General features: G+C 39.9%; 21 protein-coding genes. 7 read left to right on the forward strand and 14 right to left on the reverse strand.

Annotated elements, in window-relative coordinates; translation table 11 throughout:
* The first annotated feature begins 53 nt into the window (after positions 1 to 53).
* The 3 genes from trxB to AC1M86_RS11630 all read left to right on the forward strand — a co-directional run bounded on the left by trxB (position 54) and on the right by AC1M86_RS11630 (position 2681).
* Positions 54 to 1001 carry a thioredoxin-disulfide reductase gene (trxB, locus tag AC1M86_RS11620; RefSeq protein ID WP_035267378.1) on the forward strand — a complete coding sequence of 316 codons (948 nt, stop codon included), beginning with the start codon at positions 54 to 56 and terminating at the stop codon, positions 999 to 1001.
* 115 nt (positions 1002 to 1116) lie between these two features.
* The gene (gene aat / locus AC1M86_RS11625; RefSeq protein ID WP_481587889.1) at positions 1117 to 1848 is read left to right on the forward strand and encodes a leucyl/phenylalanyl-tRNA--protein transferase; all 732 of its coding nucleotides are present in this window, start codon (positions 1117 to 1119) and stop codon (positions 1846 to 1848) included.
* Between the two features lie 17 nt (positions 1849 to 1865).
* Positions 1866 to 2681: an arginyltransferase gene (locus AC1M86_RS11630; protein WP_481608025.1), complete on the forward strand. Its 816-nt coding sequence runs from the start codon at positions 1866 to 1868 to the stop codon at positions 2679 to 2681.
* A gap of 14 nt (positions 2682 to 2695) precedes the next feature.
* Here the strand turns inward: AC1M86_RS11630 and rimI are convergent, their stop codons facing one another.
* From rimI to AC1M86_RS11665, 7 genes are all read right to left on the reverse strand, one after another.
* On the reverse strand, positions 2696 to 3154 hold the full coding sequence (rimI, locus tag AC1M86_RS11635) for a ribosomal protein S18-alanine N-acetyltransferase (RefSeq protein WP_481591951.1): 459 nt from the start codon (positions 3152 to 3154) through the stop codon (positions 2696 to 2698).
* Between the two features lie 104 nt (positions 3155 to 3258).
* Positions 3259 to 4140: a metal-dependent hydrolase gene (locus AC1M86_RS11640; protein WP_035267371.1), complete on the reverse strand. Its 882-nt coding sequence runs from the start codon at positions 4138 to 4140 to the stop codon at positions 3259 to 3261.
* Between the two features lie 208 nt (positions 4141 to 4348).
* Complete coding sequence (gene tuf / locus AC1M86_RS11645) at positions 4349 to 5539, reverse strand: elongation factor Tu (RefSeq protein ID WP_481592547.1); 1191 nt, start codon at positions 5537 to 5539, stop codon at positions 4349 to 4351.
* Positions 5540 to 5631: 92 nt separating this feature from the next.
* A complete protein-coding gene (gene fusA / locus AC1M86_RS11650) occupies positions 5632 to 7767 on the reverse strand; it encodes an elongation factor G (RefSeq protein ID WP_035268315.1) in 2136 nt (711 codons plus the stop codon).
* 131 nt (positions 7768 to 7898) lie between these two features.
* On the reverse strand, positions 7899 to 8369 hold the full coding sequence (rpsG, locus tag AC1M86_RS11655; protein ID WP_004648014.1) for a 30S ribosomal protein S7: 471 nt from the start codon (positions 8367 to 8369) through the stop codon (positions 7899 to 7901).
* A 180-nt stretch (positions 8370 to 8549) separates the two neighbouring features.
* Positions 8550 to 8924, reverse strand: a complete 375-nt coding sequence (gene rpsL / locus AC1M86_RS11660; protein ID WP_004648013.1) for a 30S ribosomal protein S12 — start codon at positions 8922 to 8924, stop codon at positions 8550 to 8552.
* A gap of 171 nt (positions 8925 to 9095) precedes the next feature.
* A complete protein-coding gene (locus AC1M86_RS11665; protein WP_481608026.1) occupies positions 9096 to 10523 on the reverse strand; it encodes an EcsC family protein in 1428 nt (475 codons plus the stop codon).
* A 275-nt stretch (positions 10524 to 10798) separates the two neighbouring features.
* Between AC1M86_RS11665 and AC1M86_RS11670 the strand changes: the two genes are divergently transcribed.
* Both AC1M86_RS11670 and AC1M86_RS11675 read left to right on the forward strand, forming a co-directional pair.
* The gene (locus tag AC1M86_RS11670; protein ID WP_035268310.1) at positions 10799 to 12028 is read left to right on the forward strand and encodes a beta-ketoacyl synthase N-terminal-like domain-containing protein; all 1230 of its coding nucleotides are present in this window, start codon (positions 10799 to 10801) and stop codon (positions 12026 to 12028) included.
* Between the two features lie 28 nt (positions 12029 to 12056).
* Positions 12057 to 12509, forward strand: coding sequence for a CopD family protein (locus AC1M86_RS11675; protein ID WP_481588043.1), 453 nt, complete (start codon positions 12057 to 12059; stop codon positions 12507 to 12509).
* A 53-nt stretch (positions 12510 to 12562) separates the two neighbouring features.
* Here the strand turns inward: AC1M86_RS11675 and AC1M86_RS11680 are convergent, their stop codons facing one another.
* The 4 genes from AC1M86_RS11680 to AC1M86_RS11695 form a co-directional block, all read right to left on the reverse strand.
* Positions 12563 to 13984: an amino acid permease gene (locus AC1M86_RS11680; protein WP_092768649.1), complete on the reverse strand. Its 1422-nt coding sequence runs from the start codon at positions 13982 to 13984 to the stop codon at positions 12563 to 12565.
* A gap of 134 nt (positions 13985 to 14118) precedes the next feature.
* Positions 14119 to 14478, reverse strand: a complete 360-nt coding sequence (locus AC1M86_RS11685) for a RidA family protein (RefSeq protein ID WP_035268302.1) — start codon at positions 14476 to 14478, stop codon at positions 14119 to 14121.
* A 56-nt stretch (positions 14479 to 14534) separates the two neighbouring features.
* The gene (alr, locus tag AC1M86_RS11690; RefSeq protein ID WP_481608027.1) at positions 14535 to 15638 is read right to left on the reverse strand and encodes an alanine racemase; all 1104 of its coding nucleotides are present in this window, start codon (positions 15636 to 15638) and stop codon (positions 14535 to 14537) included.
* Between the two features lie 44 nt (positions 15639 to 15682).
* A complete protein-coding gene (locus tag AC1M86_RS11695) occupies positions 15683 to 16942 on the reverse strand; it encodes a D-amino acid dehydrogenase (protein WP_481608028.1) in 1260 nt (419 codons plus the stop codon).
* 138 nt (positions 16943 to 17080) lie between these two features.
* Here AC1M86_RS11695 and AC1M86_RS11700 point away from each other — a divergent pair, with 138 nt between their 5' ends.
* Complete coding sequence (locus AC1M86_RS11700) at positions 17081 to 17545, forward strand: winged helix-turn-helix transcriptional regulator (protein WP_092768640.1); 465 nt, start codon at positions 17081 to 17083, stop codon at positions 17543 to 17545.
* 54 nt (positions 17546 to 17599) lie between these two features.
* On the opposite strand, the gene AC1M86_RS11705 is transcribed toward AC1M86_RS11700, so the two are convergent.
* On the reverse strand, positions 17600 to 18247 hold the full coding sequence (locus AC1M86_RS11705) for an HAD-IA family hydrolase (protein WP_481589576.1): 648 nt from the start codon (positions 18245 to 18247) through the stop codon (positions 17600 to 17602).
* 83 nt (positions 18248 to 18330) lie between these two features.
* Here AC1M86_RS11705 and AC1M86_RS11710 point away from each other — a divergent pair, with 83 nt between their 5' ends.
* Entirely contained in the window at positions 18331 to 19098 is a 768-nt protein-coding gene (locus AC1M86_RS11710; RefSeq protein WP_481608029.1) for a hydroxymethylpyrimidine/phosphomethylpyrimidine kinase, read from the forward strand.
* 33 nt (positions 19099 to 19131) lie between these two features.
* Here the strand turns inward: AC1M86_RS11710 and AC1M86_RS11715 are convergent, their stop codons facing one another.
* Entirely contained in the window at positions 19132 to 19704 is a 573-nt protein-coding gene (locus tag AC1M86_RS11715) for a nuclease-related domain-containing protein (RefSeq protein ID WP_481608030.1), read from the reverse strand.
* 132 nt (positions 19705 to 19836) lie between these two features.
* Positions 19837 to 20325 (reverse strand): methylated-DNA--[protein]-cysteine S-methyltransferase, encoded by a 489-nt coding sequence (locus AC1M86_RS11720; protein ID WP_180028722.1) that lies wholly within the window; start codon positions 20323 to 20325, stop codon positions 19837 to 19839.
* Positions 20326 to 20332 lie beyond the last annotated feature (7 nt).

Here is a 20332-nt window from a genome sequence, read left to right on the forward strand (position 1 = left end):
TTCACGTATAATTTTCAGTAAATCGATATATCAAATTAAAAGGATGCTTATACATGAGCGCTCGTCACTCAAGATTGATTATTTTAGGTTCTGGTCCTGCAGGTTATAGCGCAGCTGTATATGCTGCACGAGCAAATTTAAAACCAACTTTGATCGCTGGTATGCAATTGGGTGGTCAGCTCACCACAACTACAGAAGTTGATAACTGGCCAGGTGATCCTGAAGGCTTAACAGGTCCTGCTTTAATGGAGCGTATGCAAGCTCACGCAGAACGTTTTGGTACTGAATTGGTTTACGATCACATTAACGAAGTTGACTTAAATGTACGTCCATTCGTTTTAAAAGGTGATATGGAAGAATACACGTGTGATGCTTTGATCATTGCAACAGGCGCTACGGCTCAATACTTAGGATTAGAATCCGAAGCTGCTTATATGGGTCAAGGTGTGAGTGCGTGTGCAACTTGTGATGGTTTCTTCTATAAAAATCAAAAAGTCATGGTTGTCGGTGGTGGTAACACTGCGGTTGAAGAAGCGCTTTATTTATCAAACATTGCTTCACATGTAACACTTGTACATCGTCGCGATAAATTACGTTCTGAAAAAATCCTTCAAGATCATCTTTTTGCAAAAGAGAAAGAAGGCAAAATCAGCATCATCTGGAACCATGAAGTTGAAGAAGTACTTGGTAACCCTCAAGATGGCGTTACTAGTGTTCGTTTGAAATCTACAACTGATACTACAACACAAAACGTTGAAGTGACTGGATTGTTCGTCGCTATAGGTCACAAACCTAATACTGCAATGTTTGAAGGTCAGCTTGAACTACGTGATGGTTATATCCAAGTTCAAAGTGGTACACGTGGTAATGCAACTGCGACTTCTGTTGAAGGCGTATTTGCTGCAGGTGATGTTGCAGACAATATCTACCGCCAAGCAATTACATCAGCAGGTTCAGGTTGTATGGCTGCTTTAGACGCTGAGAAATATTTAGACAACTAATATTTATTTAAAAACCCAAAAAACCACCTTCGGGTGGTTTTTTTATTCTTTCAACTTGGCATAATCATTTTAAACATTTTTATCTTCGGTTTTTCATTATTATTTTTAGAACTTAATCCCTATGCTCCCTCCTTCTGAATTTATTTTCCCTAATCCAATTGAATCCGATCCCGAAGGTCAAGGACTAATCTGTATAGGTGCTGACCTCTCCCCTTCTACATTATTTGAAGCTTATACACATGGTTTATTTCCTTGGTTTTCCGAAGGTGAGCCGATCTGCTGGTGGAGTCCAGAACCTCGCTGCATTATCTACCCTTCGTCATACCATCCAAGTAAATCACTCATTCGTAACATGAAAAAACATGATTATACGATTACCATTAACCGTGATTTTGAACATGTGATACGTTCTTGCTCATTACCACGAAGTTATGCCAATGAAACATGGATTAATGAAGATATCATTCAGGGTTACTGTTCATTATTTGAGTCAGGCTATGCATATAGTGTCGAAGTACGCAGAGAAAATTCGATTGTCGGCGGGCTGTATGGTGTCTCTATAGGTCAGGGTATTTTTGGTGAATCCATGTTTAGTCGAGAGACTGATGTTTCAAAAATGGCTTTTTATACCCTCATGTTGATCAGCCTTGAAAACCAGGCACCCTGGGTTGACTGTCAATTGGTGAATGATCATCTCATGAGCTTAGGTGCTTGCACAATTTCTCGCCAAGACTACCTTAATTCGTTACAAGATGTGATAAAACAGCCTCAGATTGATTGGCAAAAGTATAAAGACGGTGTATTTTCAAGTAAAACAATAGCATTTGATCAACGACTCATGGATTGAGAAATAGGAGGGACAATATGAATTCTTATCAACCCCAGTCCCTATTAAATGAACTGCAGTATTACATTACACCACCGCATGACTGCAGTTATCTTCCCGAGAAATCAGCACGGATGGTCTTTTTAGATCCTGCTCATAAAATCGACGTTGTAACTTTATCAGAATTGTCTCGTGTAGGATTTCGAAGAAGCGGAGATTTTGTCTATCGACCTGAATGTCATTTGTGTCGACAATGCCTTTCATGTCGTGTACCTGTTGATGATTTTAAAATGAACAGTCAACAAAAGAAAGCTTGGAAACGTAATCAAGACTTAGAAGTTAGAATAACCCAAACTCAAGATGCTACTGATTTACACTATCAACTCTATGAACGTTACATCAATGAGCGTCATTCAGATGGAGATATGTTCCCCCCTAGCTATGATCAATTCGAGAAGTTTTTGATTCACAGTTGTAGCAATAGTTTCTTTATAGAACTTTGGAAAGATAATCGACTCATTTGTGTCTCAACCTGCGATGTATTAGATGATGGAGTATCCGCCGTCTATACATTTTTTGATCCAGATGAATCCAAACGTTCTTTAGGTGTTTTTGCAGTCCTTAAGCAAATTGAATATGTAAAGCAGCACAATCAAGAGTTTGTATATTTAGGATATTGGGTACCCCATTCATTCAAAATGAACTATAAGTCCCAATATGCGCCTTTTGAATTATTACTGGATGGTCAATGGCGACGTGTTAATAAAATGCTCAGCAACGAAGAAATCGATCAATTAGGTCATATGCTGATGACGACACTTCCCTCTGAATGGAATAACTTTATTGTAAAGTAGGGTATTGAATTTTGTCACTTGAATAAATCTGCAAAATTATCACTGCATGCCTTTACCATAATGATGGCATGCTCTTTTCCACCATCTAATGTTGGATAATAGTTTTTACGCATATCAATTTGATGAAATCCGGATTTCTCATATAGTGCAATCGCAGCCTTATTACTTTCTCGGACCTCTAAAAAGATTTGTACGGGATCATTATTGAGTTGAGCCATTGAAGCTTCAAGCAATTGATATCCCAACCCTTTTCCACGCATTTTCGGATGAACTGCCATCAACAGCAAATTTGCTTCATCCAATACAGGCTGTAAAATACAAAAACCAACAACACGATTCTGGTATTCAATCACTGTGGATTGATATGAATCAACCGCTTCTGAAAATTGTTTTTTTGTCCAAGGATGCGTCTGCCCCAAACTTTCAATTTCATATACCACCTCAACATCTGATGTCAGCATCGGTCGAATCATAATCATTACATTGCATTTTTTAAGTTAGTACATTATAGAAAGTTCGAAAATAAATGAAATAAAAAAAGGCAGCTTACGCTGCCCGAATGCACAAAAGTAAATACTTAAAAACCGAGTTTTGCTTTCCATGTTGCCAATAAACCCACGGTATCCAAATCATTCGGATGGAAGCCTGGTTTAAAATAAGCCAACATTTCCTTACCCATACCAGAAATAATGCCTTTAGATGGACTATATCCATAGGTATAAATATCTTTCAAAGATGCAATATTTAACTGTTTATCGTCTTTCAATAAACGCGCTACAAAATAAGTCTGCACCATGAATAGCACAACCATTGCTGCCACTAAAGAAGATGTTCGAGCAAGATAAGATTTGATTCCTTTACCGAACACACCTTCAAATACATCATATGCGACAGCCTTATGCTCATTTTCTTCAATGGCATGCCAAGCCCACATCGTCGCCATTGTTTCATCAGTCATTAATGCTTGAATATGTTCGTTACGCAATAATTCTGAGGCAATGGTTGCTGTAAAATGTTCTAGCGCAGTCGTTCCCATCAGATCGATCATTTCTTGTGAAATACCAAATGGTTTCATAACGGTGCTAGCTGACTTGCGAAAAGTTTGAATGACCGTATCTGTGGCTTTTTCAAGTGCAGCAACATCATGACCAAATTTTTGTGCTGATGCATTAAAGCCAGCATGCTCATGTGTATGCATTGCTTCCTGACCAATAAATGCTGAAATCTCTTTTTGGAGATCTTCATTATCTTTAATGGCTGGATGTTGGCGAACTGCACGCACTGAATCGATAAAGAATTTTTCACCTGCAGGAAATAATGCAGATAACGCTGTCATGAAATGAGTTAATCCTGCTGAACCATTCATCCAATATTCTGGTACGTGATCAAAATCAAATTGCATACGACGTACTGGAAATGATGCACCGGCACGATTTGTAATATTTACTTTAGCATTCATTGCTGGACTCCTATTCGGGATCTATCCAAATCTAGTTTTATGATTCTTTTCATTACTTCATCTTAGTGATTTATTATTTTTATGATAAATGCCTTATAGGTCACATCATTATCAGTTAAGGACAGCTTACAACTCTTATTGTCTAACAATTTTATAGATTCCATAAAAAAAACGCCCCAAAGGGGCGTTTCTTTCACACAATCAATACTTATGCAGTTACTTTAGCAACAACACCAGCACCAACTGTACGACCACCTTCACGGATCGCAAAACGTAGACCTGGGTCCATTGCGATTGGGTGGATTAATTCTACTGACATTTCTACGTTGTCACCAGGCATAACCATTTCAACGCCTTCTTGCAATTGAATCGCGCCAGTTACGTCAGTTGTACGGAAGTAGAACTGTGGACGGTAACCGTTAAGGAATGGAGTGTGACGACCACCTTCTTCTTTAGAAAGTACGTATACTTCTGCATCAAATTTAGTGTGTGGCTTGATCGCACCTGGTTTAGAAAGTACTTGACCACGTTGTACGTCTTCACGCTTAGTACCACGTAATAAGATACCACAGTTCTCGCCCGCACGACCTTCGTCTAGAAGTTTACGGAACATTTCAACGCCAGTTACTGTAGTTTTAACTGTGTCTTTGATACCTACGATTTCAACTTCTTCGCCTACTTTCACGATACCAGCTTCTACACGACCAGTTACTACTGTACCACGACCAGAAATCGAGAATACGTCTTCGATTGGCATTAAGAATGCTTTATCAATAGCACGCTCTGGCTCTGGGATGTAAGTGTCAAGCGCTTCAACAAGAGCAACAACTGCATCTTCACCGAACTGACCAGCTTCACCGTTAAGTGCAGCAAGAGCAGAACCACGGATAACTGGAGTGTCATCACCTGGGAAGTCATAAGTAGAAAGAAGTTCACGAACTTCCATTTCAACCAGCTCAAGAAGCTCTTCGTCGTCTACAAGGTCACATTTGTTTAAGAATACAACGATGTATGGAACACCTACTTGGCGAGAAAGAAGGATGTGTTCACGAGTTTGTGGCATTGGACCATCAGTCGCAGCACATACAAGGATCGCGCCGTCCATTTGAGCAGCACCAGTAATCATGTTTTTAACATAATCGGCGTGGCCCGGGCAGTCTACGTGAGCGTAGTGACGAGTTGGAGAATCGTATTCTACGTGTGATGTATTAATTGTAATACCACGTGCTTTTTCTTCTGGTGCAGAGTCGATTGCAGCGTAGTCTTTCGCTTCACCACCGAATTTCTTCGCACATACAGTTGCGATAGCAGCAGTTAAAGTTGTTTTACCATGGTCAACGTGACCGATTGTGCCCACGTTAACGTGTGGCTTATTACGTTCAAACTTAGCCTTAGCCATGAGATCTTCCTTTTTAAACTACTCATGGAGGATCACTCCATGAGCACTTGGTTTTAAACTATGAATTAGTTGGGCTTATAGTAATCGAAAGATTACTCGTCGTCACCTTTTTTACCACCAGCTTGGAACTTAGCAATGATGCCTTCAGCCACGTTACGTGGAGTTTCAGCATATTTAGCAAATTCCATAGAGTAAGTCGCACGACCTTGAGACATAGAACGCATGTGTGTTGCGTAACCGAACATCTCAGAAAGTGGAACTTCAGCACGGATTGCTTTAGTACCGCCAGGTAAATCGTCCATACCTTGAACCATACCACGACGACGGTTTAAGTCACCCATGATATCGCCCATGTAGTCTTCTGGAGTTTCTACTTCAACTTTCATGATAGGTTCAAGAAGAACAGGATCTGCTTTCATGAAACCATCACGGAATGCGTAAGAACCCGCCATTTTGAACGATAATTCGTCAGAGTCGACATCATGGTAAGAACCATCGAACAATGTCGCTTTGATGCCAACAACTGGGTAACCAGCTAGGACACCATTCTTCATACGTTCTTGAATACCTTTGTCTACAGCACCAAAGAATTCTTTAGGTACAACACCACCAACAACTTCTTCAGCGAACTCGTAGTCTTTACCAGCTTCAGGATCCATTGGCTCTAAACGTACATATACGTGACCGAATTTACCTTTACCACCAGTTTGACGAACAAACTTACCTTCTTGCTCAACAGATTTTTTAATCGTTTCGCGGTAAGCAACCATTGGTTTACCAATGTTCGCTTCAACACCGAATTCACGCTTCATACGGTCAACGATGATGTCAAGGTGAAGCTCACCCATACCAGCAATAATAGTCTGACCAGATTCTTCATCAGTACGAACGCGGAATGATGGATCTTCTTTCGCCAAGCGACCCAAAGCAACTGACATTTTTTCTTGGTCAGCTTTAGTTTTAGGTTCAACTGCAAGTGCAATTACTGGCTCTGGGAATTCCATACGCTCCAATGTGATCACGTTGTTTTCATCACAAAGTGTATCACCTGTAGTCGTATCTTTAAGACCTACACATGCCGCGATATCGCCCGCACGAATTTCTTCGATGTCATGACGGTCATTAGCGTGCATCTGTACAATACGGCCAACACGTTCACGTTTAGATTTAACAGGGTTATAAACTGCACTACCAGCTTTTAGAACACCTGAGTAAACACGAACGAATGTCAAGTTACCAACGAATTTGTCGTTCATAATTTTGAACGCAAGCGCAGCAAACGGTGCTTCATCAGACGCTTCACGAGAACCTTCTGTCTCATCTTTGTCGTCTAAGATACCTTTAATTGCTTCAACGTCAGTAGGTGCTGGTAAGAATTCAATAACAGCATCCAACATACGTTGAACACCTTTGTTTTTGAATGCTGAACCACAAAGCATTGGTTGAATTTCATTCAACAATGTACGTGCACGAAGACCACCGATGATTTCTTCTTTAGTCAAATCACCTTCTTCTAGGTACTTATCCATGAGTTCTTCTGATGCTTCTGCAGCAGCTTCAACCATGTTCGTACGCCATTCTTGAGCAAGCTCAACAAGGTCAGCAGGAATTTCACCGTATTCAAACTTCATACCTTGAGATGCTTCATCCCAGATAATCGCTTTCATTTCGATAAGGTCTACTACACCTTGGAAGTTTTCTTCTGCGCCAACAGGAATCACGATTGGCACTGGATTACCACCAAGACGTGTTTTCACTTGTTCAACAGCACGGAAGAAGTTTGCACCAGTACGGTCCATTTTGTTAACGAACGCAATACGAGGTACTTTATATTTATTTGCTTGACGCCATACAGTTTCTGACTGAGGTTGTACACCACCTACAGCACAGTAAACCATGCACGCGCCGTCAAGAACACGCATAGAACGCTCAACTTCGATCGTGAAGTCAACGTGTCCCGGTGTGTCAATTACGTTAATACGGTGTTGTTCGAACTGGTTACCCATACCTTTCCAGAAGCAAGTTACTGCTGCTGAAGTAATAGTAATACCACGTTCTTGCTCTTGTTCCATCCAGTCAGTTGTTGCTGAACCTTCGTGAGTTTCACCTAGTTTGTGGCTCTCACCTGTGTAGAACAAAATACGTTCAGAAGTCGTTGTTTTACCAGCATCAATGTGTGCTGAGATACCAATGTTACGGTAACGAGAAATTGGGGTTTGACGAGCCATGATTTCTTGCATTCCTAAATTTTGTTGTTTAAAACAGGACGCTTTAAGCTGCTGAGCAGCTTAAAGCGATTCGATGACAAATCAGTGAAACCCGACTTACCACCCTCCTGAATAGGGGCTGTTTTATCCGCTTAGAAACGGTAGTGAGAGAAGGCTTTGTTGGCTTCAGCCATACGATGCACATCTTCACGTTTCTTGATCGCTGAACCTTTACCTTCAGCTGCGTCAAGCAACTCACCAGCAAGGCGTAACGCCATAGTTTTTTCAGAACGCTTAGCAGCAGCATCTACTAACCAACGCATCGCTAAAGCAGTACGACGGGATGGGCGTACTTCCATAGGAACTTGGTATGTAGCACCACCAACACGGCGTGCTTTTACTTCGACCATAGGACGAACTTTTTCAAGAGTAGTCTCGAAAAATTCAACTGGGTCTACTTTAGATTTTTCTTGAACGCGGTCTAAAGCACCGTAAACGATACTTTCAGCAATAGATTTTTTACCATCTTGCATTACGTGGTTCATGAACTTAGCGATTGTTTGGCTGCCGAACTTAGGATCCGGAAGGATTTCACGAGCAGCGACTACGCGACGTCTTGGCATTTTAATACTACCTATAAATATGACACTTCAGGTTTATCCAGCAGCAGTACAAAGTGTCATGTACTATTCGCTGGCCTTACTACACGTCGCTTGAATTTCACAAAATTAAATGCAGAAATCAGACAAGCGAGACGATAAAGGATTGCAGTTCTATACGTTTAAGAAAATGATCTAGTTAGATTATTTCTTAGGACGCTTAGTACCGTATTTAGAACGAGACTGGTTACGATCTTTAACACCAGCACAGTCTAAAGAACCACGAACGGTATGGTAACGTACACCTGGTAAGTCTTTAACACGACCACCACGGATAAGAACAACACTGTGCTCTTGTAGGTTATGGCCTTCACCACCGATATAGCTAGATACTTCAAAACCTGAAGTTAAGCGAACACGGCAAACTTTACGCATTGCTGAGTTAGGTTTTTTAGGTGTAGTTGTGTAAACACGTGTACAAACACCACGACGTTGTGGACAAGCCTTCAACGCAGGAACTTTTGATTTTTCAATCAAAGTCGTACGACCCTTACGGATCAACTGATTTGTTGTTGCCATGTGGCAATTCTCCCGTTAATAAAAAGCCCCAAAAAATACTACTTTTTGAGGGCATGCAATTGTAAGCCAAGAAGTAAAAATGGTCAACATTCAACATGACATCAAATATTGACCATTGTGTGCTTACAACGAAATTTTCAGAATGATTTGATCAACCATTCATAACTAAATTTATTGTTTTTTCTGTGAAGTAGGTAGTGAGTTTGCTGCTTCGTCTTTCTTTTTTGAATTACGACGCTTAGGGGGCACTTTTACCTGCACAATAGGTTCGCCTTGAGGCTGGTCTTTATCAGCGTCTTGAACACTTTCATTAGAAGCCGATTCCACATGTTTTTCAGCTAAGGCCTTAAGACCATCCTCAACACTGACCACTTCTTCTTTTTCAGACTCGGTAGATTTTGCTTCAATTTTAATTGCTGAAATTGAATCATTATGAACTGCAGACTCATCAACTTGAATAGACTCTTCTCCTTCAAGTTTTTTTGCAAACTCTTCAACCTCAACCACTAACTCATTATTGATTGACACTGCGGAATTCAATGCGAGTGAAGATTGCTTTAATAATTCTGTACCGCGCTCAAAGGCCTCCTGAACAGATACCTGCTCATCTGGATGTTGGAGAATGTACTTCTGTGCTCCTGAAAAAACAGCTCTAGCTTTAGTATGAGCCTCTTCCACCAAACGCCAGCTATATACTGCACCAATACCAGCACCAGCCAAAGGTGCTAATTTAGATAAAATTGAAATTTGAGGAATCTGATTCAACCAATTCCATTTATAACCACCTTCAGGATTACTCAGCCAATTTTTTAAAGCCGTGAAGTCGTTACTAGAGCCCAATAGGGTTTGTAGCTGATGAGTATCTTGTGTTTCCAATAAATTTGCGACTGTTCTTAATGCCACTAAAAGTGTTTGCTTTTCCGCAATAACACCTAAATCGACTTGTTTGAATACATACTCAACGATCTCTTGCTCTTGACGATGATTAAGTTCAAAACCGTGCGCGCGCCCTTCTTGGTAAATACTACGCAACGTAAATGCCAACGAGAAAGGAATATCGATGGCCGTACCAACTACGCCTGTCGCACCAGACACTGCCCCCTGAACCGCTGCAATCAACTTATTTTGATTGGCTAATGCTTCACCGATACGATTCGCACGATCAGGGCTTGATTTAAGTTCATCCAAGCTTTTTGCACCAACTTCCTTTAATACATGCTCAACTGAACTTAACTCAGAAACAAAATCATTCAATTTATCAAAAAAATAATCTGCAACTTTGTTGTTTAAGTCCGGAGAGATAAAAGAAGCAACATTATTTAATTTACTGTAATGACGACCAAAAATTTTTTGAGAAACTTGAGGGACATGATCACGAAATAATTGTTGAGGGGTTTCGTACTTTTTTTGTTCAGTCATTTTTCTCTCATCTAAAGTTATGTCAATAATTTTTTGTGGATCAGGTTGTTGCGTCAATTTCGCAATTGATCCTGGTGCAACATGTTGTGCCAGTTCAAATCCAGTTGCACTGAGCTTTTTAGCCACTCCAAATGCTTTTAATACCAGTCCGCTAGATTGCTTATTATTAGAATTTGCCATTTACAACCCTCCTTCGCATTTATCACTTATGTTTAAAATTCTATGCGCAGTCAAGAGTTATCTCAACTTTATCGTGTTTTATTCGGTTGCAATATAGTGAACATATCTGCCAATAAGCGTTTTAACGCTGCGATATTGATTTGCCATAAGAATTTAAAATAGATTCTGATATCATGATACGAATTTTTGACAAGATCTTATGGACTTTTACATCCAATCAAATCATCGATGTGAATTTTTCCATAAAATGACTTCACCATAATAGGGAATTGTAAATGAAACGTGTTGTAATCACTGGTATGGGCATTAACTCATGCATTGGTAATACATTAGAAGATGTAAATCATGCCTTACAAAATGGTATTTCAGGCACACGTTTTAACCCAACTTATGCTGAACTTAATTTTAAAAGTCATGTTAGTGCTGCAGCAGAACAAAATTTTGACGGTATTGACCGTAAACTGAAACGCTTTATGGGTGTATGTGCGATGTATGCCTATAACGCTGCAGTCGCTGCGGTTGAAAATGCGGGTCTAACCGCTGAAGATCTTGCGGGCAATCCTCGTTATGGTATTGCGGGTGGTTCAGGCGGCAACTCTACAGCTTCTGTCGCTGAAATGATTGAACTTCTTGAAGAGAAAGGCGCACGTAAAATTGGCCCTTTCTTTGTTCCACGCAATATGTCAAATACTATTACAGCTAACGTTGGTGTGGCATTCAAATTACAAGGTATCGCTCACTCTATTACAAGTGCTTGTGCAACCTCAGCTGATGCCATTGGTTACGCATACAACCTGATTCAACTTGGCAAACAGGATCTAATGCTCGCTGGTGGTGGTGAAGAAGACCATTGGTCACAAAGTCTATTATTTGATGCAATGGGTGCTTTATGCTCAAAATATAATGACTCACCAGAAACCGCTTCTCGCCCTTACTCTGCTGATCGTGATGGTTTTGTCATTGCTGGCGGCGGTGGTTTCGTGGTACTTGAATCTCTTGAGCATGCTCAAGCGCGCGGTGCAAATATTCTTGCTGAAGTCGTTGCATATGCAGCCAACTCTGATGGTGCTGATATGGTCGCACCATCAGGTGAAGGTGCAACACGTTGCATCTTGATGGCACTTGATGAAGCAAAACAGCATGGTGTTGAGAAAATTGATTATGTAAATACACACGGCACATCTACACCAGCTGGTGATGTGACTGAATTGAAAGCAATGGAACGCGCATTCGGTGAAGGTCAAGTACCACCTTTAAGTTCAACAAAATCTATGACAGGTCATAGCTTAGGCGCTGCAGGTGTACAAGAAGCGATTTACTCTATTCTCATGATGCAGAATGACTTTATTGCACCAAATATCAACGTTACTGAGCTTGATGAAGGTGCAAAACCATTTGATATCGTACTTGAAAAACGCGATACAAAACTGAATACTGTAATGAGTAACAGTTTTGGTTTCGGCGGCGTAAATGCCTGCCTCATTTTCAAGAAATGGGAAGGCTAATTTAATTCCGCCCATAATGGGTGATTAGATGGATGCTCCTTCAGATGCTTTCCTATGGGTAAAAGCATTACATATTATTGCTGTGGTATGTTGGTTCGCTGCTTTGTTCTATCTACCACGGCTTTATGTTTATCATGCGATGAGTGACGATGCCATAAGTCATCAACGCTTTGAAGTCATGGAACGTAAGCTTTATCGTGGCATTATGTGGCCTGCGATGATCGCAACATTGATCACTGCACATTTTTTAGTGGACTGGGGTGATGCAACTCGACATTATCATGAAGCTTTATGGTTTTATTTAAAAGTTGGTTTAGTCGGATTACTGGTCATATACCACCTAGTGTGTGGATATTACCGTAAAAAACTCATTGATAATGCACACTATAAAAGTCATAAGTTCTGGCGCTATTTCAACGAAATGCCCACATTGATCTTATTCGCAGTTGTAATTTTAGTTGTGGTCAAACCTACATTCTAACTAAAGAATATAAAAAAACCTCCATTCGTGGAGGTTTTTTCTTTCTCTAAAAATTAATTATGGTTACGCTTACGCATACGTGGTTTATAAAGAACACGGTATGTTACAGCTAACAGAATCAACCAGATTGGGCTAATCATCAAAGCTTTAAGCGTGTCTGGCTCTAAACTTAAAATGATTAATGCAAATAGCAAAAATGCCAATACAACGTATGACATTGCCACTCCACCCGGCATTTTAAAATTCGACTTTTCATGTAGCTCAGGTCGCAATTTACGGTAGCGTATATAGCACACCATGATAATCGCCCAAATACTAATGAAAAGAATCACACACAGCGAACTTGCTAATGTAAAAGCTTCCATCGTATTTGGCACAAAATACTGAAATGCTGCACCGGCCATAATAAATGTACATGAAAAGATTAATCCCTTAGCAGGTACGGCACGACTTGAAAGTTCTGCTAGCTTTTGAGGGGCTTGGCCGTCACGGGCCAATCCAAATAACATTCGACTGGTAGAAAAGACACCACTGTTCATGGAAGACATCACAGAAGACAAAACCACTAGGTTCATAATCACAGCAGCTGAACCAATACCCGCAAATAAGAATAATGTGACAAATGGACTTTGATCTGCTGGGATATTGATCCAAGGTGTCACAGACATAATCATGATCAACGAAAGCACATAGAAAATAATAATACGTGTCGGAATAGCATTAACCGCTTTTGGTAAATTTTTTTCAGGATCTTTGGTTTCCGCAGCCATCGTCCCGAGTAACTCTACACCAACAAAGGCAAACATTGCGATTTGAAAGCCTGCCAAAAAGCCCATGGTTCCTTTCGGGAACATTCCACCATGAGACCAAATGTTACTGAAGCTTGCAACAGCACCACTTGGTGACTGAAAACTCGTAAACACCATGAAGGCACCCACCAAGATCAATCCAATAATGGCTAGAATTTTGATTAATGCAAACCAAAACTCAATTTCACCAAAAAGTTTTACAGTGACTAAGTTAATTGCGAGTATGAATAAGACACATCCTGCACTAATCGCTGCTTGCCCCATTGGGGTAAACATTTGATCTGGAGGTAACCAAAAACTGAGATAATTGATAATTGCTGCTAAATCAGCAATACCGACCAAAATCCATCCCAGCCAATAGGACCAACCAATATAATACCCTGCACCTGGTCCAATGAGATCATGTGCCATATCAATAAATGATTTGTAGTGCAGATTAGATAAAAGAATTTCACCAAGGGCACGCATCAAGAAAAAAAACATGGCACCAATAATCATATAAATGATGATGATTGAAGGTCCTGCAAGTGAAATCGTTTTTCCTGAGCCCATAAACAACCCTGTACCAATCGCTCCACCGATGGCGATGAGTTGTAAATGTCGATTTGAAAGCTTACGCTGTAATTCATTGGGAGATGATTGTTCATCAATATTTGTGGTTGTCATTATTCAACATCCTTTTACACCATCTAATCTAATCGATCAGCCTAAATTCCGCTTCAAACTGAGATTCGAGAGATTTTGTTATTATGAGAGGAGCCATAAATGACTCTTCCTCGTGAAGTCTTACTTATATTCAGTTATTTCAATGCAGCAATCACTGCGATTTCAATTAACCATTCTGGATTAACGAGGTCAGCCTGAATGGTTGCTCGTGATGGTGGTATTGAATCCTCCATCCATTCAATCCAAATTTGATTGAAGATTTGAAAATCTTCCAGATTCTTCACGAAAACTTGTGCTGACAATAAACGAGATTTATCTGTGCCTACTTGAGCCAAAAGAGCGTCGATCGTATTCAGCACATCTTTCGTTTGTAAGGCGATATCAGGCGTCGTAATCTTAGGTACTTGACCAGAAAGATAAGCCACTTGATTAAAGACTGTAACTGCACTCATCACGCCATTACTATTGAATTTTTGAATATCCTGATTTTGCATATTAATTCCTTGATTACTCAGTATCGATCCTAGTGTTGATCGTTGAATTTTTAACATTAAATTTCTACAACAAATGGAACCCGCGTCGTTACGCCACACATTAACTCATATCCCACAGTACTCGCTCCTGCAGCGACCTCATCAATCGGTAACAAACTTCCGTACTTTGAGACGCCCCACAGTACGACTTCACTGCCAATTTTTGCATCTTCAATATGCGTGATATCAACAGCTAGCATGTCCATACTTACACGACCAATCAAAGAAGTTTTTTGTCCATTCACAAGCACTGTTGTGCCAGATTGAGTAATCCGTTGATATCCATCTGCATATCCACAAGCGACAATGCCAATTTTCATAGCTTGTTCTGCAAAAAATGTCGATCCATAGCCAATACTTTGCTGAGGATTAATTTCTTGAATTGCAATCAATTCACTTCTTAAAGACATTGTTGGTTTTAAGTCCCAATCTTGAATAGTATGGGTTGGATAATCCGGTGAACTCCCATACAACATAATGCCACTACGTACAATGTTAGAGTGGACATGATTGGCATGTCTAAGAATGGCTGCGCTATTACTTACTGAGCAAGGACCACCTAAAGCACTGACGATTTGATTGAATACTGAAATTTGATAGTCAACGCCAACCTGATTCAAGCGCTCGCCATCAGCATCAGAAAAATGTGTCATGTGAGTGATTGATGACACTTGCGGCAATTCAGTTAACAGACTCCAAATTTCAGAGTAACGTTGAGGTTGGAATCCTAAACGATTCATGCCACTGTTCATTTTCAGAAAAATATTAAAATGAGCATCTAAACCGCACCGATTAATCCATTCGAATTGAATCTCATTATGAACAGTAAATTGAAGTTCCAAATCATGACACAACTGTAAATCCGCTTCTTGAAAGATACCTTCCAAAAGCAAAATTGGGCCTTTCCAACCTAAATCTCGAACTCGTTGTGCTTCACTCAGCTCTAGAAGTGCAATCCCATCAGCATCCTTTAAGGCTGAATAAATGCGCTCGATCCCATGGCCATAAGCATTAGCTTTTACAACAGCAAAAATTTGGGCATTTGGCACATGTTGCTTAGCAACTTTCAAATTATGTTTGATTGCGTTTAAATGAATGACAGCCTGTATCGGGCGAGACATATTCCTTGTCCTATTATATTTTTTAATAGCAAACCACGCAGCCTTTAAGCTGCGTGGTTATAACGTTGAATTGAAAGTCCATCGGTACTAATCTCTGGAGTCCGATTCAGCACTAAATCACTAATCAGCTTTCCAGAACCACATGCCATGGTCCAGCCGAGCGTGCCATGTCCAGTATTTAAAAATAGATTCTTATATTTCGTCGCACCGATAATAGGCGTACTGTCTGGTGTCATCGGTCGTAGTCCCGTCCAGAAACTGGCTTGTGCCATATCTCCACCTGGGAACAAATCACGTGTTACCATCTCTAAGGTGCCACGGCGATCCTCATTTAACTCTTTATTAAAACCACTTAACTCAGCCATCCCACCAACACGAATTCGTTGATCAAAACGAGTTATTGCAATCTTGTAAGTTTCATCTAAGACAGTTGATTGAGGGGCATATTGCGCATCCACGATAGGTATAGTTAAAGAATATCCCTTTACAGGATAAATGGGCAAATCTAGACCTAATGGTTTAATAAAATCTCGTGAATAGCTACCGAAGGCAAGTACATAACGATCTGCCGTGAGTACCTGACCGTCTACAATAACGCCTTTAATTTCGTCGCCCTCAACTACGAGTTTTTCAACATTTTGATTAAATTTAAACTCAACACCAATACCTTTTGCATATTCAGAAAGCGCGTTGGTAAAGATATAGCAATCACCAGTCTCATCATTTGGAAGATGTAAGCCACCGACTAATTTGTCTTTAACTTCCGCTAATGCAGGTTCAACTCGACCTAGACCTTCACGATCTAATAACTCAAATTCGACACCTGTTTCTTTTAAAACTTCAATGTCTCGTTGAACTGCGTCTAATTGCGCATCCTTACGAAAAATTTGTAATGTTCCTTTTGAACGATTCTCATAAGATATGCCAATATTTTCGCGTAATTCTCTTAAACAATCTCGACTATATTCAGCAACACGTACCATACGCTCTTTATTGATGGCGTAATGTGCCGCATTGCAGTTCTTCAACATTTGAGCCATCCATTTCAGCTGCCACAAGCTTCCATCTACATTAATTGCTAATGGTGCATGATGTTGAAACATCCATTTAACCGCTTTAAATGGAATTCCTGGTGCGGCCCATGGTGTAGAATACCCAGGAGAAATCTGTCCTGCATTGCCAAAACTCGTTTCTTCGGCAGGACCTGATTGACGATCTAATACAGTGACGCTTGCTCCTTGTTGCGCTAGGTAATACGCACTTGCAACACCAATGACACCACTACCTAATACAATAACGCGCATGAACTATCCCTCAGCACTGTGTAGTTTATTTCACTAGTATATTTTTGCTTTAATAGTTTTTTTCACTCTTTTAATCGTTATAATTTAGGTAATTTAAGGGTTTTATCCTGAAAAAATTAAAAAATAAGGAAATTATTCATGCGGAAATTAGATCGCACTGATCGTATGATTTTAGATATTCTGCAAAAGGACGGTCGTATTGCCATTAGTGAACTGGCTGCAAAAGTAAATCTTTCTACAACCCCATGCTCGGAAAGAGTGAAAAGACTAGAACGAGATGGCATTATTATGGGCTATTACGCCCGATTAAATCCGGAGTTATTGGAGCGTAATTTACTCGTCTTTCTAGAAATTAAGTTATCGGCGAAATCTGGAGATGTTTTTGATCAAGTCGCCAAGAATTTAGTTGAGATACCTGAGGTATTAGAGTGTCATTTAATTTCAGGTGAATTCGATTACTTGGTGAAAGCGAGACTAAAAGAAATGAGTGCTTATCGCCAACTACTGGGTGACCTGCTTAAAATGCTTCCCTCCTCTGCATCCTCCCATAGTTACATCGTGATGGAAGAGGTCAAAGAGTCCTTGTACTTGGATCTAAGCTAAGCTACGAAGAGCAATCTCTTGAGAGTTGCTCTTGAGCCCAAATTTCGGCTTAGATTAATCAACGTAATTTAAAATTTGATGGAAAGCTTGAATTCTGGCTTTGGGTGCAGCAGCGGCTAACTCTGCATCACTGCCATAACCGTATTCCACCGCAATCGTTTCAATCCCATTTTTTCGAGCACCGATAATGTCATGCTCTCGGTCCCCTACCATTAAACAGGTTTCTGGCTTAATTTTTTCTCGCTCTAAAATATATGCAATAAGTTCAGCTTTATTGGTGCGGTCACCATTTAACTCACTGCCATAGGCATAATCAAAATACGGTGTGAGATTGAAATGTTCAAGAATTTTCTGGGCATACACCTCAGGCTTTGCAGTAGCTAAAAACAATCTGTAACCTTTGTTCTTAAGTGTTGCCAATGTCTCTGCTACATCTTCAAATAATAAATTTTCAAATAAACCTTTTACAGCAAAGCGTTCACGATAACCAAGTAAAGCCTGTTCCGCCAAATCATCATTCACATCAACCTTCAAAATTTTGGCCAACGAGGCTTTTAAAGGTGGTCCAATAATCCAATCAATATTCTCATCCTCCGCGATAAGATGACCTACTTTTTCTAAACCATAACGTGCAGAAGTCGTAATACCCACTTTAGGATCAGTTAGCGTTCCATCTAAATCAATGAGAATATTTTTAATCATGCTGTACCTTTTTTAGAAATGCTATCGAGACTTCTCAGAAACTTGCCTATACTACTCCAAATTGATCGATGAAGGACATTGTTGTGCGCCCTACTGTATTGTGCTTTTCTGGTTTAGATCCATCTGGTGGTGCTGGCTTACAAGCAGATATTGAAGCGATCGGCCAAAGTGGTGCTCATGCAGCAATCGCATGTACAGCGTTAACCATTCAAAACTCTCAACAAGTTTTTGGATTTGAAGCAACCTCAAAAGATTTACTGCTGGCTCAAGCGAATGCTGTAGTGAACGATCTTCCTATCAAAGTAGTGAAATCTGGCATGCTCGGCACTACCGACAATATCGCCGCTTTGGCAGAATTCCTAAGAGCACATCCTGATTTCCAATACGTACTCGATCCAGTTTTGGTTGCCAATAGTGGTGGCTCATTAGGAAATCAAGCAACATTGGTCAAGGCTTTTGTTGAATTGATTCCTCTTGCTACGATTCTTACACCGAATACCGTTGAACTTCGCGCATTAACAGGCTGTGAAGATTTAGATCAAGCTACACAGAAGTTATTTGCAATGGGTGCTAAAGCTGTATTAGTCAAAGGTGGTCACGAAGACACACCGACTTATATTAGAAATGCACTCTACATCAACGGTGATATGGTCTCTGAAACAAAATGTCCTCGTCTTGAAGGTGAGTATCATGGTTCAGGCTGTTCTCTTGCTAGTTTTATTGCAGGGAGGTTGGCACAAGGTGATCAAATTAAAAATGCAGTTCACCATGCGGAAACATGGCTATTTGGTGTATTAAAACGTGCTGAAATCCCAGTTGAAGGTGGCCAAAGAATTCCAAAACGCTTCTAAATAAAAAGCCCACTGACTGTGGGTTTTTTTTTATTAATCTTTTAGTCTTTCTTTGACTGATCGGATATGTTCTCTATTGGTTTTCCACGATTTTTGAAGCGCTGCTTTTTCAATACGATATTGAATTCTCTGTAGTCTACGATCATCAATCACTTTCATTTGGTAGCTTTTAACTTCTTCAATCCAACTTTTACCCCAATGAACATGTACAGGAATTGGTGTTTTAAACTCACAATTAGGCACGAAAACTATTAACCCATGTATCGACAGATTTGAATCGATTAAATCTTTTAACAATCCCTCTAAAACCTTTATATGCTTGTAGTTTTGGTGCAATGGATTTTGAAATTTATGGCTAGATTTATAAATTTTTTGAGTCCACATTTTTTGATGTGATGAGCCAAAAATCCAACCTTTATAGTTTTTGGTCTCAATCACAAATATTCCATAAGGACTCAATAAAATATGGTCAATCTGTGTGGTCTGATTGTCCTGATCCAAAAATGTTAGATCATTCAGTAAAATATAGTCCTCATTCAAAATTTTTTTTGCATGATATTGGACAATGTATTCACCCAATTTTCCTTTGATATAAGGTACAAACATTTTGAATACAGGGATGATTGCTAGAATGAAGATCAACCACTATAACTGCGATATGAGATTAAAAACAATTGTAATTATAGGATTTTCATTAGACATAATTTTTGTATTTCATATGTTTATGCTGTTATAACATCACCACTTATCATCTTCAAGCTGCAGCAGCTTAAGCTTATTTTCCACACCTCCTGAAAATCCGACCAGCTTGCCATTGACACCTATTACACGATGACAAGGTACAATGATCGCGATAGGATTTTTCCCATTGGCCAAGCCTACCGCTCGAACCGCTTTTACATTCCCAACATCCTCAGCAATTTGCTTATACGTTCTAGACTCTCCAAAAGGAATTTTTAACAGCGCATTCCATACCGAGCGTTGGAATTCTGTCCCATAAAGTTCTATGGGCAAATCAAATACCTGACGTTGTTTTAAAAAATATTCGCGAAGCTGTGTTTCGGCAATGCATAAAATCTCGTGATCATCCCGCTGAATTACGATTTGATTTCGGATAAACTGAGGAAGTGCATTCTCCCAAGCGACAACAATCAATGCTCGATCATGAGCAACCAATTGAAGTTCACCGACAGGTGTCATTATTTTTTTTAAATAAAATTGAGTCATTTTTTAA

The organism is Acinetobacter sp. ANC_7654 (assembly GCF_056779855.1).

Excerpts from the sequence above, each read along its gene's own strand:
- trxB (WP_035267378.1), top strand. The coding sequence starts at position 54 with ATGAGCGCTCGTCACTCAAGATTGATTATTTTAGGTTCTGGTCCTGCA.
- AC1M86_RS11705 (WP_481589576.1), bottom strand. The coding sequence starts at position 18,247 with ATGATTAAAAATATTCTCATTGATTTAGATGGAACGCTAACTGATCCT.
- AC1M86_RS11715 (WP_481608030.1), bottom strand. The coding sequence starts at position 19,704 with ATGTTTGTACCTTATATCAAAGGAAAATTGGGTGAATACATTGTCCAA.
- rimI (WP_481591951.1), bottom strand. The coding sequence starts at position 3,154 with ATGATTCGACCGATGCTGACATCAGATGTTGAGGTGGTATATGAAATT.
- fusA (WP_035268315.1), bottom strand. The coding sequence starts at position 7,767 with ATGGCTCGTCAAACCCCAATTTCTCGTTACCGTAACATTGGTATCTCA.
- AC1M86_RS11665 (WP_481608026.1), bottom strand. The coding sequence starts at position 10,523 with ATGGCAAATTCTAATAATAAGCAATCTAGCGGACTGGTATTAAAAGCA.
- rpsL (WP_004648013.1), bottom strand. The coding sequence starts at position 8,924 with ATGGCAACAACAAATCAGTTGATCCGTAAGGGTCGTACGACTTTGATT.
- AC1M86_RS11675 (WP_481588043.1), top strand. The coding sequence starts at position 12,057 with ATGGATGCTCCTTCAGATGCTTTCCTATGGGTAAAAGCATTACATATT.
- AC1M86_RS11700 (WP_092768640.1), top strand. The coding sequence starts at position 17,081 with ATGCGGAAATTAGATCGCACTGATCGTATGATTTTAGATATTCTGCAA.
- AC1M86_RS11695 (WP_481608028.1), bottom strand. The coding sequence starts at position 16,942 with ATGCGCGTTATTGTATTAGGTAGTGGTGTCATTGGTGTTGCAAGTGCG.
- AC1M86_RS11640 (WP_035267371.1), bottom strand. The coding sequence starts at position 4,140 with ATGAATGCTAAAGTAAATATTACAAATCGTGCCGGTGCATCATTTCCA.
- AC1M86_RS11630 (WP_481608025.1), top strand. The coding sequence starts at position 1,866 with ATGAATTCTTATCAACCCCAGTCCCTATTAAATGAACTGCAGTATTAC.
- AC1M86_RS11685 (WP_035268302.1), bottom strand. The coding sequence starts at position 14,478 with ATGCAAAATCAGGATATTCAAAAATTCAATAGTAATGGCGTGATGAGT.
- tuf (WP_481592547.1), bottom strand. The coding sequence starts at position 5,539 with ATGGCTAAGGCTAAGTTTGAACGTAATAAGCCACACGTTAACGTGGGC.
- alr (WP_481608027.1), bottom strand. The coding sequence starts at position 15,638 with ATGTCTCGCCCGATACAGGCTGTCATTCATTTAAACGCAATCAAACAT.
- AC1M86_RS11670 (WP_035268310.1), top strand. The coding sequence starts at position 10,799 with ATGAAACGTGTTGTAATCACTGGTATGGGCATTAACTCATGCATTGGT.
- AC1M86_RS11680 (WP_092768649.1), bottom strand. The coding sequence starts at position 13,984 with ATGACAACCACAAATATTGATGAACAATCATCTCCCAATGAATTACAG.
- AC1M86_RS11720 (WP_180028722.1), bottom strand. The coding sequence starts at position 20,325 with ATGACTCAATTTTATTTAAAAAAAATAATGACACCTGTCGGTGAACTT.
- rpsG (WP_004648014.1), bottom strand. The coding sequence starts at position 8,369 with ATGCCAAGACGTCGCGTAGTCGCTGCTCGTGAAATCCTTCCGGATCCT.